This window comes from Streptomyces sp. cg35 (assembly GCF_050410835.1).
GTDB lineage: Bacteria > Actinomycetota > Actinomycetes > Streptomycetales > Streptomycetaceae > Streptomyces.
Window position 1 is genome coordinate 4,049,614 of the sequence record NZ_CP191268.1, and the last position, 13,155, is coordinate 4,062,768.

Genomic DNA, 13,155 nt, shown 5'->3' on the forward strand with positions numbered 1-13,155 from the left:
AGTAGCTAGCCCGCCGCCAACCGCTGCGACGGGGCCGGTGGCTGCGCCGGCCTGCGTTTGGGCGGGAAGACCTCGGCCGGGGTGGGCACGGGCTTCGGCGCGTCGCCCGGCCGGGGCTTCGCGGGCTGCTGGTCGGCGCCGGCCAGGCCGCCGGGCAGCGCGAGCAGATGCGTACGGGAGGCCGGGACGCGGCGGCGGTGGCGCGCTTCCAGCCGGTCCCGCACGCCCTGTTCGGCCAGGGCGCGGCAGCGGTCGAGCAGGGCCGCCGCGGTGGGGTTGCCGCGCAGTGCGCGCAGCGCCGCGAGGTCGTCGACGCCGGGCTGGTGGCCCGCCGCCAGGGCGTCCTCGAGGAGGCTCAGATAGCCGGTGACGGAGCCGGGCAGGGCGGCCCGGTACCGGTCGAGATCGGCGAGCAGGAAGGCCCGCATACGGGCGCTCTCCTGCACGGCCTCGTCGACCGACTCCGCGAGTCGGAGGCAGTCCCCGACGTCCTTGTCCGAGGCAGGGCTGGGGTGGAGGGCGAGGGCGAGGGCGCGTCGGAGCACACGCAGCTCTTCTGCACCGAACGCCATGCCGCCGCGGTTTCCGTAGGGCGTGGGCATGGACCGACAATACGCACCATTACGGACAAAATCCGCTTAACCGGCAATTACCGGCGCGCCCTCGCTCGCCTGCTTACTCGCGTACTTACGCGCGCGCTCAAAGGCGCGAGACATTCCGCTCGTACACCAGCCTGAGTCCGATCAGGGTCAGCCACGGCTCGTGCTCGTCGATGACCGAGGCCTCACCCAGCACCATGGGCGCCAGCCCGCCCGTCGCGATGACGGTGACGTCCTCCGGGTCGGTCGCCAGTTCCTTGGCCATCCGGTTCACGACCCCGTCGACCTGGCCCGCGAAGCCGTAGACGATGCCCGACTGCATGGCCTCGACCGTGTTCTTGCCGATGACGCTGCGCGGCCGGGCCAGCTCGATCTTGCGCAGCTGCGCGCCGCGCACGCCGAGCGCCTCGACGGAGATCTCGATGCCGGGGGCGATCACGCCGCCCGCGTACTCGCCGCGCGCGGAGACCGCGTCGAAGGTCGTCGCCGTACCGAAGTCCACGACGATCGCGGGGCCTCCGTAGAGCTCGACGGCCGCGACCGCGTTGATGATGCGGTCGGCGCCGACCTCCTTGGGGTTGTCCATGAGGATCGGGACGCCGGTCTTGATGCCGGGTTCGACCAGGACGGCGGGGACGTCGCCGTAGTAGCGGCGGGTGACCTCGCGCAGTTCGTGCAGGACCGAGGGGACGGTCGAGCAGATGGCGATGCCGTCGATGCCGTCGCCGAGCTCGTCGCCGAGCAGCGGGTGCATGCCCATCAGGCCCTGGAGCAGGACGGCCAGCTCGTCGGCCGTGCGGCGGGCGTCCGTGGAGATGCGCCAGTGCTCGATGATCTCCTCGCCGTCGAACAGGCCGAGGACGGTGTGGGTGTTGCCTACGTCGATGGTCAGGAGCATGGCGTCCGCGTCACTCCGCTTCGCGCAGGTCGAGGCCGATGTCCAGGATCGGCGAGGAGTGGGTCAGGGCGCCCACGGCGAGGAAGTCGACGCCGGTCTTCGCGTACGCCGCCGCGTTCTCCAGCGTCAGGCGGCCGGAGGACTCCAGGAGCGCGCGGCCGGCGGTGAGGGCCACGGCCTCCTCGGTCTCGCTCGGCGTGAAGTTGTCGAGCAGGATCAGGTCGGCGCCGGCGTCGAGGACCTCGCGCAGCTGGTGCAGGGTGTCGACCTCGACCTCGATCGGCAGGCCGGGGAAGCGGTCCCGGACGGCCTGGAAGGCCTGGGCGACGCCGCCGGCCGCGACCACGTGGTTGTCCTTGACCAGGGCCGCGTCCGACAGGGACATGCGGTGGTTGACGCCGCCGCCCGCGCGGACCGCGTACTTCTCCAGGGAGCGCAGGCCCGGCGTGGTCTTGCGGGTGTCGCGGACCTTGGCCTTGGTGCCGTCCAGGGCGTCCGCCCACGCGCGCGTGGCGGTCGCGATACCGGAGAGACGGCACAGCAGGTTGAGCGCGCTGCGCTCGGCGGTGAGCAGGTCCTGGGTGCGGGTGGTGACGGACAGCAGCTTCTGCCCGGCCGTCACACGGTCGCCGTCCTCGGCGTGCCGCTCGACCTCGAACTCGTCGCTGGCCACTACGGAGATGACCGCCTCGGCGACGCGCAGGCCCGCCACGACGCCGTCCTCGCGGGCGGTGAAGTCCGCGGTGGCGACGGCCTCTTCGGGGATCGTGGCGACGGTCGTCACGTCGACGCCGCCGTCGAGGTCCTCGGCGATCGCCATGTGGGCGATGTCCTCGATCTCGACCGGGTGCAGGCCCGCGTCGAGCAGGAGCTGGGCGAGCGACGGGTCGAGGCCGCACTCCATGGCGTCCTCGGAAGACGCCTGCGCGCAGCCGCAGTTGTCGCCGCAGCCGCCGCTGTCGGCGTGTGCCAGGGGGAGGTCGGGGGTGGCGCTCACGTCGGTCACTGCTCCTGAAGGGTCGTTGCCGGGAAGTCTGCGGTCTGTGTGGTGTGCGTGGCCAGAGTCCGGTCGGGATTCAGGCGTACGACGATGTGGCGGCGCCAGTTCGTGTCGTCGCGGTCGGCGTGGTCCTCGCGCCAGTGGCAGCCGCGGGTCTCCTCGCGGCGGCGGGCGGCGGCGACCAGGGCGCGGGCCACGCACAGCAGATTCGTGGCCTCCCAGGTGTCGACTCCGGGGACGGCCGTCTTGCCGTTCTCCGCGAGGGCGTCGGCGGCCTCCGCGTGGATGCGGCCGAGCTGGGCGGCGGCCTCGGCGAGGGAGTCGGCGGAGCGCAGGACGCCGGCCCCGGCCGTCATCGCGCGCTGGATGGCGAAGCGGGCCTCGGCGGGCAGGAGGGGGTGGGTCGGGGTCTGCGGGTGCGGGACCGGTGCCGGTACGCGCGCGTGCAGGTGGTTCTCGGCGTGCTGCTTCTTGATGTCGTCCGCGATGCGCTCCGCGTAGACCAGCCCCTCCAGGAGGGAGTTGGAGGCGAGGCGGTTCGCGCCGTGGACGCCCGTGCAGGCGACCTCTCCGCACGCGTACAGGCCCGGCACCGTGGTGCGGCCGTGCAGGTCGGTGCGGACGCCGCCGGAGGCGTAGTGCGCGGCCGGGGCGACCGGGATCGGCTCGGTGATCGGGTCCATGCCGTGGGCGCGGCAGGCGGCGAGGATCGTGGGGAAGCGGTGCTCCCACATGTCGGCGCCGAAGTGCCGTGCGTCGAGGTACATGTGCTCGGTGCCGCGCTCCTGCATGCGGCGCGTGATGCCCTTGGCCACGATGTCGCGCGGGGCCAGCTCGGCGAGTTCGTGCTGCCCCACCATGAAGCGCACGCCGTCCGCGTCCACGAGGTGGGCACCTTCGCCGCGCACGGCTTCGGAGACGAGCGGCTGCTGGCCCTCGGCATCCGCGCCCAGGAAGAGCACGGTCGGGTGGAACTGGACGAACTCCAGGTCGCTGACCTCGGCGCCCGCGCGCAGGGCGAGGGCCACGCCGTCGCCGGTGGACACGTGCGGGTTCGTGGTCGCCGAGAAGACCTGGCCCATGCCGCCGGTCGCGAGGACCACGGCGGGGGCGAGGACCGCGCCGACGCCGTCGTGCTGGCCCTCCCCCATGACGTGCAGCGAGACGCCGGCCGTGCGGCCGTCCTCGTCCGTGAGCAGGTCCAGGACCAGGGCGTTCTCGATCGTGCGCAGGCCCGCCGGGCGGCCGTCGCCGTCCGTGGCCGAGCGCACCGCCTCGACGAGCGCCCGGGAGATCTCCGCGCCGGACGCGTCGCCGCCCGCGTGCGCGATGCGGCGGCGGTGGTGGCCGCCCTCGCGGGTGAGGTCGAGGGCGCCGTCGGCGGTCTCGTCGAAGCGGGCGCCGGTCGCGATGAGGCGGCGTACGGCGTCGGGGCCCTCGGTGACGAGGGTGCGCACGGCGTCCTCGTCGCACAGGCCCACGCCCGCGACCAGGGTGTCGTCCAGGTGCTGTGCGGGGGTGTCGCCCTCGCCGAGCGCGGCCGCGATGCCGCCCTGGGCCCAGCGCGTGGAGCCGTCGTCGAGGCGGGCCTTGGTGACGACGACCGTGGTCAGGCCCGTGGCCGCGCAGCGCAGCGCGGCGGTCAGGCCCGCGACGCCGGAGCCGACGACCACGACATCGGCCTCGATCGACCAGCCGGGGGCAGGTGCGTGCAGGCGTATACCGGTGGAGTTCACTGGCGGGCTCCGAAGGTCAGGGGCAGGTTGTCGATCAGCCGGGTCGTGCCCACGCGCGCGGCGACGGCGAGGACGGCCTCGCCCTCGAAGCCGTCGCGTACGTCGGTGAGGTCGGCCGGGTCGATCAGGGCCAGGTAGTCGAGCGCGACGGGGGGCTGGAGACGCGCGGCGCCGTCCAGGACCTGGCGGGCCGCGGCGAGGACGGCCGCGGGGCCGCCCGGGAAGGCGACGGCGTGCGCGTCGGCGGCGGCGCGGGCCTCGCCGAGCGCGCCCAGTGCCTGGGCCCGCGCGCGCGTGGCCGGGTTCTGTGCGGCACGCGCGCGAAGGGCCTCCTGCGCGGCGTGCCGGTCGCGGCCGGCGAACAGGGCGCGGGACAGGACGAGCGCGCTGCGGCGCTCCTCCGGCGACAGGTAGCGGTTGCGGGAGGACAGGGCGAGGCCGTCGTCCTCGCGGACCGTGGGCACGGCGACGATCTCCACGTCGAAGTTCAGGTCGCGCACCATGCGGCGGATCAGGGCGAGCTGCTGGGCGTCCTTCTGCCCGAACAGGGCGACGTCGGCGCGCGTGAGGTGCAGCAGCTTGGCGACGACGGTGAGCATGCCGTCGAAGTGGCCGGGGCGCGAGGCTCCTTCGAGGCGCTCGCCCATCGGTCCGGCGGTGATGCGGACCTGGGGCTGTCCGCCCGGATAGACCTCGTCGGCGGAGGGCGCGAACACGGCGTCGGCGCCCGCCTGTTCGGCGATCTTGACGTCGGCGTCGAGGGTGCGCGGGTAGCGGTCGAGGTCCTCGCCCGCGCCGAACTGCAGCGGGTTCACGAAGACGGTGACGACCACTTCGCCGTCGGCGCCCGCGCGTTCGCGTGCCGTACGGATCAAGGTGGCGTGGCCCTCGTGCAGGGCGCCCATCGTCATGACGACGACCCGCTGCCCGGTACGCGTGCGTGCCCGCAGTTCCTCGCCTTCATGCAGCACGGCCGTGCTCATCGCGTCTCCTCCGCACCGGTCGCGAGGACGCCGAGCAGGTCCTCGGCGAGCTCCGGCTTCAGCAGGCCGTGGGCGAGGGCGCGGTCGGCGGTCGCGCGCGCCATCGCGAGGTATCCGGCGACGGTCCCCGGGGCGTGCTTGCGCAGCTCCGAGACGTGCGCGGCGACCGTGCCGGCGTCGCCGCGCGCGACCGGTCCGGTGAGGGCCGCGTCGCCGGACCTGAGCGCGTTGTCGAGGGCCGCGCCGAGCAGCGGGCCGAGCATCCGGTCGGGGGCGGAGACGCCCGCGTCGCGGAGCAGCTCCATGGCCTCCGCGACCAGCGTGACCAGGTGGTTCGCGCCGAGGGCGAGGGCCGCGTGGTAGAGCGCCCGGTTCTCCTCGGCGATCCACTCGGGCTCGCCGCCCATCTCGATGACCAGGGCCTCGGCGGCGAGGCGCAGCTCCTCGGGCGCGGTCACGCCGAACGAGCAGCCGGCCAGCCGCTGGACGTCGACGGCGGTGCCGGTGAACGTCATCGCGGGGTGCAGCGCGAGCGGCAGGGCGCCCGCGCGCAGAGCCGGGTCGAGGACCTTGGTGCCGAACCGGCCGGAGGTGTGCACGAGCAGCTGCCCCGGGCGGATCGAGCCGGTCTCGACGAAGCCCTCGACGAGGCTCGGCAGCACGTCGTCGGGGACCGTGAGCAGCACCAGGTCGGCCCGCGCGAGGACCTCGGCGGGCGTCACCAGGGGGACGTCGGGGAGCAAAGTGGCGGCCCGGCGCACGGAGGCGTCGGAGACTCCGGAGACGGCGACGGGGCGGTGCCCGGCCAGTTGCAGGGACGCGGCGAGCACGGGACCCACCCGTCCCGCGCCGACGACGCCCACGGTGAGGCGGGCGGGGCGGTCCTTGGGATCGGTGGGCTCGGATCGGGGGTTCGGGGAGGGAAGTGACACGGGGCGACGGCCTTCCGTTCCAGTCCGCTCGGGGTACCGGACGATTTCTCGTCATGTTAACGCTATCTGGGCGGGCGGGCCTCGGCCGTCCACAGGCTGTGGGCAAGCGCACGCGCGTGCGACATGATCCATGGATGAGCGACACGGACGGGACCGAGGAAGAGAAGCAGGCCGCGCGGCGGCTCGCGGCCTGGCGGGGCGCGGAGCGCAGGCTGGCGCGGCGGCCGAACGAGGCGACGCTGGGTGAACGGCTCGCGCAGCTCACGCAGGCCGCCGGGACGGTGACCGACCTGGACGGCGACCTCGACTTCTACGGCAACGGGGTCGTCGCCGACCTGGAGGCGAAGGTCGCCGGGCTGCTCGGCAAGGAGGCGGCGGCGTTCTTCCCGACCGGCACGATGGCGCAGCAGGTGGCGCTGCGCTGCTGGGCGGGGCGCACCGGGAACCCGGCCGTGGCCCTGCACCCGCTGAGCCACCCCGAGGTGCACGAGCGCGACGCTCTGGCCCAGGTGACGGGCCTGCGCACGGTGCACCCCACGGGCGAGCCGCGCCAGATCACCGCCGACGAGGTGCACGCCCTGGGCGAGCCCTTCGGCACGCTGATGCTCGAACTGCCGCTCAGGGACGCCGGTTTCGTGCTGCCCACTTGGGAGGAGCTGGAGGAGGTCTGCGAGGCGGCACGCGCGCGTGACGCCGTCGTGCACTTCGACGGGGCCCGCCTGTGGGAGTGCACGGAGCACTTCGGGCGCCCCCTGGACGAGATCGCGGAGCTCGCGGACAGCGTCTACGTGTCGTTCTACAAGACGCTCGGCGGGCTCAGCGGAGCGGCGCTCGCGGGCCCGCGGTCGTTCGTCGACGAGGCCAGGGCCTGGCGGCACCGCTACGGGGGGCAGGTCTTCACGCAGTTCCCGCAGGTGCTCGCCGCGCTGGCCGGCCTGGAGCGGGAGCTGCCGAGGCTGCCGGAGTACGTGCGGCACGCGCGCGTGGTCGCGCGGGCGATGCGGGAGGGCTTCGCGCAGGCCGGGGTTCCGTGGGTGCGGATCCACCCGGAGGTGCCGCACACGCACGAGTTCCGGGTCTGGCTGCCGCACGACGCCGACGCGCTCCAGGAGGCGGCGGTCGCGCAGGCGGAGGAGACGCGGACGCTGCTCTTCGGCCGCTGGTGGCCGTCGGACAGGGTGCCGGGGCTCTCGGTCACCGAGGTGACGGTCGCGGGTCCCGGCCTGGAGTGGAGCGCCGACGACGTCCGCGCGGCCGTCGCGGACTTCGTACGGCGTCTGCCTGGCCGGCCGTAGCCGCCGCTCAGCACCCCGCGGCGTGCCCGCGGTGGGCGGAGAAGCGGCGGGCCAGGGCCGTGCGGATGCGGCCGCGGGCCGGGCGGCCGGCCAGGACCGCCCGGAACTGGCGGTAGTCGCGCAGCTCACGGACGGCGTCCAGGTCGTGCAGGCCGGGCACCGGTCCGGGCTGCTCGCCGCGCCGGGCCGCGCGGTACACGTCGAGGGCGTACTGCTGGTGGACGTTCATGGCGAACACCTCTCCCCTTGATTGTCATGCTTCGCCCCGGAATCAGCTCATTTGCTGTGCTTCGAGGCCTACGACCATGAGAGTGCGCCCCGCGCCGCGCGCCGGTCACGTCGATTGACGGCTCCCGTCAATCGACGATCCGGCTGTCGGTGGCGGCGTGCACCATGGAGGCATGAGCGTGAGCATCGACATCACGGGCCTGACGCCCGAGCGCATCGGCGTCGTGCCCTCGCCCCTGGCCGAGCTCGGCATGGCGCTGCACGCGCTGGCCGAGCCCGCGCACCACCCGGGGCTCCAGGGGTGGACGACGAGTGTGTCCGCGCGCCTGGACGCGTGCCTGGCGGACCGGCTGTGCGAGGCGGACTTCCTGTGGCGGACGACGTTCTCGGACATCTTCACGCCGTCGGCCGGGATCCCCGGGCGGCGCACCCGCCCCGGCGCCACGCTCACCGAGGAGCTCGACCTGCTCGACAAGCTGTCCGACGAGCAGTTCGTGGACGCGGCCCTGGAGTTCACCTGCCAGTCCACCTATGCGAGCCGGCTCGCGAACCGGCTCGGTGACCCGCGCGCCCGGGAGCGCGCGCTCGACCTGGCGGCCGCGCGCGGGACCCATCAAGTGCGGTTCACCAAGCGCCTGCTGGACGACCCGCCCGCCATCAGGGCCTGGTTCCGCGAGCTGATGCGGGACTGCGACGAGGCGTTCTTCTCCGACGTGTGGTCGCGTGTGCAGCACCAGTTGGCGGCCGACGCGCGGCACAAGACGGAGCTGCTGCGCCGCAAGGGCCTCGGTGAGGCCCTCGCGGCGACCTCGCCGGCCGTCTCGCTCGACGGGCCGGGCCGCAGCATCACCGTCGACAAGATCTCCGACGGGCACACGGCCACGGGGGACGGCGACCTCGTCCTGACGCCGACCAGCCTCGGCTGGCCGCATCTGTGGGTGCTGCACCGGGTCGAGTGGCAGCCGGTGATCATGTACCCCGTCTCCTCGCCGGGGCTCGCGGCGCCGCCGTCCGTCGAGCAGCTGACGCTGCGCATGTCGGCGCTGGCCCACCCGGTCCGGATGCGGCTGTGCCGCCACCTCGCGCGGGGCTCGTACACGACCGGCGAGCTGGCCGACGCGCACGGGATGTCGGCGCCGGAGATATCCCGGCACCTGTCGGTGCTGAAGAAGGCGGGGCTGATCACGACGCGGCGCCAGGGCCGTTACGTACAGCACCAGTTGGACCTGAGCGTGGTGTCGCGGCTCGGCGGCGACTTCATCGAGGGCGTGCTGCGTTAGCGCACCCGGAGGGCTCAGCCGTGGCCGCCGGCGCGGACGAGCCCCGTCTCGTAGGCGAGGACGACGACCTGGACGCGGTCGCGCAGGTCCAGCTTGGTGAGGATGCGGCCGACGTGCGTCTTCACGGTGGCCTCGGACAGCACCAGGCGGGCCGCGATCTCGCCGTTCGACAGGCCCTGGGCGACCAGGACCATCACCTCGCGCTCCCGCTCGGTGAGCCGCTCCAGCTGCTTGTGCTGCGGTTCCTTGGCGCCGCTGGGCAGCATCGGCGCGAACCGGTCGAGCAGCCGCCGCGTCGTCGACGGCGCGACCACCGCGTCGCCGCTGTGCACGGAGCGGATCGCGGTGAGCAGCTCGCCGGGCGGCACGTCCTTGAGCATGAAGCCGGAGGCGCCCGCCTTCAGCCCGGAGAACGCGTACTCGTCGAGGTCGAACGTCGTCAGGATCAGCACCTTCGGCGGGTTCGGGTCCGCGCAGATCCGCCGCGTCGTCTCGACCCCGTCCAGCTTAGGCATGCGGACGTCCATGAGGACGACGTCCACCTGCGTCGCGCGCAGCACCTCGATGGCCTCGACGCCGTCGCCCGCCTCGGCGACGACCTCCATGTCCGGCTGCGCGGCGAGCACCATCCGGAAGCCGGTGCGCAGCAGCACCTGGTCGTCGACGAGCATGACCTTGATCGACATCGGGCGGGTCCTCACATCTCGTGGCGACTTGTGCGGGCTGAGTTGCTGGTACGTGTCAGTGAGCGGGCTTCAAAGGCAGCAGGGCGCTGATACGGAAGCCACCGCCGGGGCGCGGGCCCGCGTCCAGCGTGCCGCCGACCATACCGATGCGCTCCCGCATCCCGATCAGGCCGTGCCCCCGGCCGTCCGCGCCGCCGTCCTCGTACAGCTCGTGCGGGGCGCCCTTCCCGTCGTCCTCGACGAGCAGGCCGAGGCCGTCGTCGAAGTAGACGAGGCGCACGCTCGCTCCCGCGTTCGGACCGCCGTGCTTGCGGGTGTTGGTGAGGGCCTCCTGCACGATGCGGTACGCGGTCAGCTCGACGCCGCTGGGCAGCGGGCGCGGGGTGCCCTCCACCTTGAAGTCGACCGGCAGGCCCGCGGTGCGCACCTGCTCGACGAGGTCCTCGATCTGGTCGACGTCGGGCTGCGGCACGTACTCGCCGCCCTCCTCGTGCTCGCCGGTGCGCAGCACGCCGAGCAGCCGGCGCATCTCGGCGAGCGCCTGCCGGCCGGTGCCGGAGATGGTCTCCAGGGCCTTCTTCGCCTGGTCGGGCGCCTGGTCGAGGACGTAGGCGGCGCCGTCGGCCTGGACGACCATCACCGACACGTTGTGCGCGACGACGTCGTGCAACTCGCGGGCGATGCGCGCCCGTTCGGCCGCGACCGCCACCTTCGACTGGGCCTCGCGCTCTCGCTCCAGGCGGGCGGCGCGCTCCTCCAGCTGTGCCAGATAGGCGCGGCGCGTGCGCAGCGAGTCACCGAGGACCCAGGCGAGGGCGAAGGGCACCATCTGGAAGACGGTGACCGCGATGTGCCCGAGACCGCTGCCCTGCTCCGAGGGCCAGCGCACCTCCGCCAGCGGCGCCGCGCACAGGCCCACGGCCAGGGCGAGCCGGGACGCCCAGCGGGCACCGGTCGCGGCGACCGTGTAGACGATCACCAGCATGGCGAAGTCCGACGGGTTGACCTGCGCGTCGAAGACCAGCTGGCCCAGGCCGGCGGCGATCGTGAGCACGAGCATCCGCTCGGGCATCCGGCGGCGCAGCGCGACGACCACGCTCAGCACGGCGGCGAACGCGATCCCCGCCGCGATGTTCCCGTACAGCGTCGGCCCGTTCAGACTGACGGCGCTCACGACCGTGATCCCGAACAGGATCACGGCCCAGAAGCCGTCGACCCATGTCGGGTGTCTGCGGAGGAAGTCGTAGAGGCGCTGCACGTAACCCAGAGTAGGTAAGGCTTCGGCGTGCGGGGGTCAACCGGAGGACCGATCCGCGCCCGGCGCGCGTACTCCCCAAGGTGGAGGCGCATGCGCCCCCTGCGCATAGCCTTCGGTCGTGAGGAACGTACAACAGGGCGCGGGAAGCGGGTGGCGCAAGGCCACGGAAGAGGCATTGTACGGCCCCGACGGCTTCTATCGCAGGCCCGAGGGACCGGCCGGACACTTCCGTACGTCGGTGCACGCGTCGGCGCTGTTCGCGGAGGCCGTGGCCGAGCTGCTGTGCCGGGTCGACGCGGCGCTCGGTGAACCGGCCGAGCTGGCGTTCGTCGACATGGCGGCGGGGCGCGGCGAGCTGGTTTCCGGCGTCCTCCAGGTGCTGCCGCAGGACGTGGCGGCACGCGTGCGTGCCCTCGCGGTGGAGAAGGCCGACCGCCCCGCGGATCTCGATCACCGGATCGAGTGGCGGTCCGAGCCGCCGGCCGGGATCCACGGCCTCCTCTTCGCGAACGAGTGGCTCGACAACGTGCCCCTGGACGTCGTCGAGACCGACGCGGACGGCACGGCCCGGCTGGTGCTCGTCCGGGCGGACGGCGAGGAGAGCCTGGACGCGGCGCCGCTCGACGACCGGCTGCGCCGCTGGCTGGACGCCTGGTGGCCGCTGCCCGCCGAGCAGGGCCTGCGCGCCGAGGTGGGGCTGCCCCGCGACGAGGCGTGGGCGGCGGCCGTGCGCACCGTGGAGCGCGGCCTCGCGGTGGCCGTCGACTACGCCCACACGCGCGGGACGCGCCCGCCCTTCGGCACGCTCACGGGTTTCCGGGACGGCCGCGAGACCCCGCCCGTGCCCGACGGCTCCCGCGACATCACGGCCCATGTGGCCCTGGACGCCTGCGCGGTGACCTCCGGGGCCCGCGTCGTCCCGCAGCGTGCCGCCCTGCGCGCCCTGGGCGTCGGCGCGGGGCGCCCGCCGCTCGCGCTCGCGTCCCAGGATCCGGCCGCGTACGTCCGGGCGCTCACGCGGGCGGGAGAGGCCGCGGAGCTGACGGCCCGCGGCGGGCTCGGCGACTTCGGCTGGCTCATGGAGCCGGTGGGCCTGCCCGAGGGGGCCCTACTTGTCGATGTCGCCGACCACGAAGAACAGTGACCCGAGGATCGCCACCATGTCGGCGACCAGAGTCCCCGGAAGCAGCTCGGTCAGTGCCTGGATGTTGTTGTACGACGCGGAGCGCAGCTTGAGCCGGTACGGCGTCTTCTCGCCCTTGCTGACGAGGTAGTAGCCGTTGATGCCGAGCGGGTTCTCCGTCCACGCGTACGTGTGGCCCTCGGGCGCCTTGAGGACCTTCGGGAGGCGCTGGTTGACCGGTCCTGGCGGCAGCTCGGCGAGCCGGTCCAGGCAGGCGTCGGCGAGGTCGAGCGCGATGTGGGACTGCTCCAGAAGGCACTCGAAGCGCGCCAGGCAGTCGCCTTCTTGCCGCGTGACGACCTTCAGGGTGTCCTGCAGCTCCCCGTAGGCGAGGTACGGCTCGTCGCGCCGCAGGTCGAAGTCGACGCCGGAGGCACGGGCGATCGGACCGCTGACCCCGTAGGCGTGCGCGGCCTCGGCCGACAGGACACCGACACCGCGCGTGCGGCCCCGGAAGATCTCGTTGCCGAGGACCAGGCGGTCGTAGACGTCCATGCGGGAGCGCACGTCCGCGACGGCGGCACGCGCGCGTCCCGTCCAGCCGAGCGGCAGGTCCTCCTTGAGGCCGCCGACGCGGTTGAACATGTAGTGCATGCGCCCGCCGGAGACCTCCTCCATGACGTTCTGGAGTTCCTCGCGCTCACGGAAGGCGTGGAAGACCGGAGTGATTCCGCCCAGTTCGAGCGGGTACGAACCCAGAAACATCAGATGGTTCAGCACACGGTTGAGCTCGGCGAGCAGGGTCCGCAGCCAGACGGCGCGCTCCGGGACCTCCATGCCGAGCATCCGCTCGACGGCGAGCACGACCCCCAGCTCGTTCGAGAAGGCGGACAGCCAGTCGTGACGGTTGGCGAGCATCACGATCTGCCGGTAGTCGCGCGCTTCGAAGAGCTTCTCCGCGCCGCGGTGCATGTAGCCGATGACCGGCTCGGCATGCTGGATCCGCTCGCCGTCCAGTACGAGACGCAGGCGCAGCACTCCATGGGTGGAGGGGTGCTGCGGACCGATGTTGAGCACCATGTCGGTGCTCTCCGCGGCACCACCGATGCCGACCGTGGCCTGAGTCGTGGGCGTCAT

13 protein-coding genes are annotated in these 13,155 nt (G+C 73.3%); 3 read left to right on the plus strand and 10 right to left on the minus strand.

Annotation, left to right across the window (positions count from 1 at the left end):
- Window positions 1-5: 5 nt before the first annotated feature.
- The 6 genes from ACQUQD_RS18350 to ACQUQD_RS18375 all read right to left on the minus strand — a co-directional run bounded on the left by ACQUQD_RS18350 (window position 6) and on the right by ACQUQD_RS18375 (window position 6,148).
- Window positions 6-602, minus strand: a complete 597-nt coding sequence (locus ACQUQD_RS18350) for a hypothetical protein (protein ID WP_428953179.1) — start codon at window positions 600-602, stop codon at window positions 6-8.
- A gap of 97 nt (window positions 603-699) precedes the next feature.
- Window positions 700-1,497, minus strand: coding sequence for a type III pantothenate kinase (locus tag ACQUQD_RS18355; RefSeq protein ID WP_428953180.1), 798 nt, complete (start codon window positions 1,495-1,497; stop codon window positions 700-702).
- A gap of 10 nt (window positions 1,498-1,507) precedes the next feature.
- A complete protein-coding gene (gene nadC / locus ACQUQD_RS18360) occupies window positions 1,508-2,503 on the minus strand; it encodes a carboxylating nicotinate-nucleotide diphosphorylase (protein WP_428953181.1) in 996 nt (331 codons plus the stop codon).
- Window positions 2,500-4,233 (minus strand): L-aspartate oxidase, encoded by a 1,734-nt coding sequence (locus ACQUQD_RS18365; protein WP_428953182.1) that lies wholly within the window; start codon window positions 4,231-4,233, stop codon window positions 2,500-2,502. The genes nadC and ACQUQD_RS18365 overlap by 4 nt, the downstream gene beginning before the upstream one ends.
- On the minus strand, window positions 4,230-5,216 hold the full coding sequence (gene panC, locus ACQUQD_RS18370; RefSeq protein WP_428953183.1) for a pantoate--beta-alanine ligase: 987 nt from the start codon (window positions 5,214-5,216) through the stop codon (window positions 4,230-4,232). Before panC ends, ACQUQD_RS18365 begins: the two co-directional genes overlap by 4 nt.
- Window positions 5,213-6,148: a Rossmann-like and DUF2520 domain-containing protein gene (locus ACQUQD_RS18375; RefSeq protein ID WP_428953184.1), complete on the minus strand. Its 936-nt coding sequence runs from the start codon at window positions 6,146-6,148 to the stop codon at window positions 5,213-5,215. Before ACQUQD_RS18375 ends, panC begins: the two co-directional genes overlap by 4 nt.
- Window positions 6,149-6,282: 134 nt before the next feature.
- On the opposite strand from ACQUQD_RS18375, the gene ACQUQD_RS18380 reads away from it, so the two are divergent.
- The gene (locus ACQUQD_RS18380; protein ID WP_428953185.1) at window positions 6,283-7,443 is read left to right on the plus strand and encodes a threonine aldolase family protein; all 1,161 of its coding nucleotides are present in this window, start codon (window positions 6,283-6,285) and stop codon (window positions 7,441-7,443) included.
- Between the two features lie 7 nt (window positions 7,444-7,450).
- Here the strand turns inward: ACQUQD_RS18380 and ACQUQD_RS18385 are convergent, their stop codons facing one another.
- Window positions 7,451-7,672 (minus strand): hypothetical protein, encoded by a 222-nt coding sequence (locus ACQUQD_RS18385; protein ID WP_428953186.1) that lies wholly within the window; start codon window positions 7,670-7,672, stop codon window positions 7,451-7,453.
- 172 nt (window positions 7,673-7,844) lie between these two features.
- Here ACQUQD_RS18385 and ACQUQD_RS18390 point away from each other — a divergent pair, with 172 nt between their 5' ends.
- Window positions 7,845-8,951: a DUF5937 family protein gene (locus ACQUQD_RS18390; RefSeq protein WP_428953187.1), complete on the plus strand. Its 1,107-nt coding sequence runs from the start codon at window positions 7,845-7,847 to the stop codon at window positions 8,949-8,951.
- A gap of 14 nt (window positions 8,952-8,965) precedes the next feature.
- On the opposite strand, the gene ACQUQD_RS18395 is transcribed toward ACQUQD_RS18390, so the two are convergent.
- Window positions 8,966-9,637, minus strand: a complete 672-nt coding sequence (locus ACQUQD_RS18395; protein ID WP_428953188.1) for a response regulator transcription factor — start codon at window positions 9,635-9,637, stop codon at window positions 8,966-8,968.
- A 55-nt stretch (window positions 9,638-9,692) separates the two neighbouring features.
- Window positions 9,693-10,895 carry a sensor histidine kinase gene (locus ACQUQD_RS18400; protein WP_428953189.1) on the minus strand — a complete coding sequence of 401 codons (1,203 nt, stop codon included), beginning with the start codon at window positions 10,893-10,895 and terminating at the stop codon, window positions 9,693-9,695.
- A gap of 118 nt (window positions 10,896-11,013) precedes the next feature.
- Between ACQUQD_RS18400 and ACQUQD_RS18405 the strand changes: the two genes are divergently transcribed.
- Entirely contained in the window at window positions 11,014-12,039 is a 1,026-nt protein-coding gene (locus tag ACQUQD_RS18405) for an SAM-dependent methyltransferase (protein ID WP_428953190.1), read from the plus strand.
- On the opposite strand, the gene ACQUQD_RS18410 is transcribed toward ACQUQD_RS18405, so the two are convergent.
- Window positions 12,004-13,155, minus strand: coding sequence for an NADH-quinone oxidoreductase subunit D (locus tag ACQUQD_RS18410; RefSeq protein WP_428953191.1), 1,152 nt, complete (start codon window positions 13,153-13,155; stop codon window positions 12,004-12,006). The genes ACQUQD_RS18405 and ACQUQD_RS18410 overlap by 36 nt on opposite strands.

Bases quoted from the DNA above. Each gene is read 5' to 3' on its own strand.
- ACQUQD_RS18350 (WP_428953179.1), bottom strand. From the start codon at position 602: ATGCCCACGCCCTACGGAAACCGCGGCGGCATGGCGTTCGGTGCAGAA.
- ACQUQD_RS18355 (WP_428953180.1), bottom strand. From the start codon at position 1,497: ATGCTCCTGACCATCGACGTAGGCAACACCCACACCGTCCTCGGCCTG.
- panC (WP_428953183.1), bottom strand. From the start codon at position 5,216: ATGAGCACGGCCGTGCTGCATGAAGGCGAGGAACTGCGGGCACGCACG.
- ACQUQD_RS18380 (WP_428953185.1), top strand. From the start codon at position 6,283: ATGAGCGACACGGACGGGACCGAGGAAGAGAAGCAGGCCGCGCGGCGG.
- ACQUQD_RS18385 (WP_428953186.1), bottom strand. From the start codon at position 7,672: ATGAACGTCCACCAGCAGTACGCCCTCGACGTGTACCGCGCGGCCCGG.
- ACQUQD_RS18390 (WP_428953187.1), top strand. From the start codon at position 7,845: ATGAGCGTGAGCATCGACATCACGGGCCTGACGCCCGAGCGCATCGGC.
- ACQUQD_RS18395 (WP_428953188.1), bottom strand. From the start codon at position 9,637: ATGTCGATCAAGGTCATGCTCGTCGACGACCAGGTGCTGCTGCGCACC.
- ACQUQD_RS18410 (WP_428953191.1), bottom strand. From the start codon at position 13,155: ATGACGCCCACGACTCAGGCCACGGTCGGCATCGGTGGTGCCGCGGAG.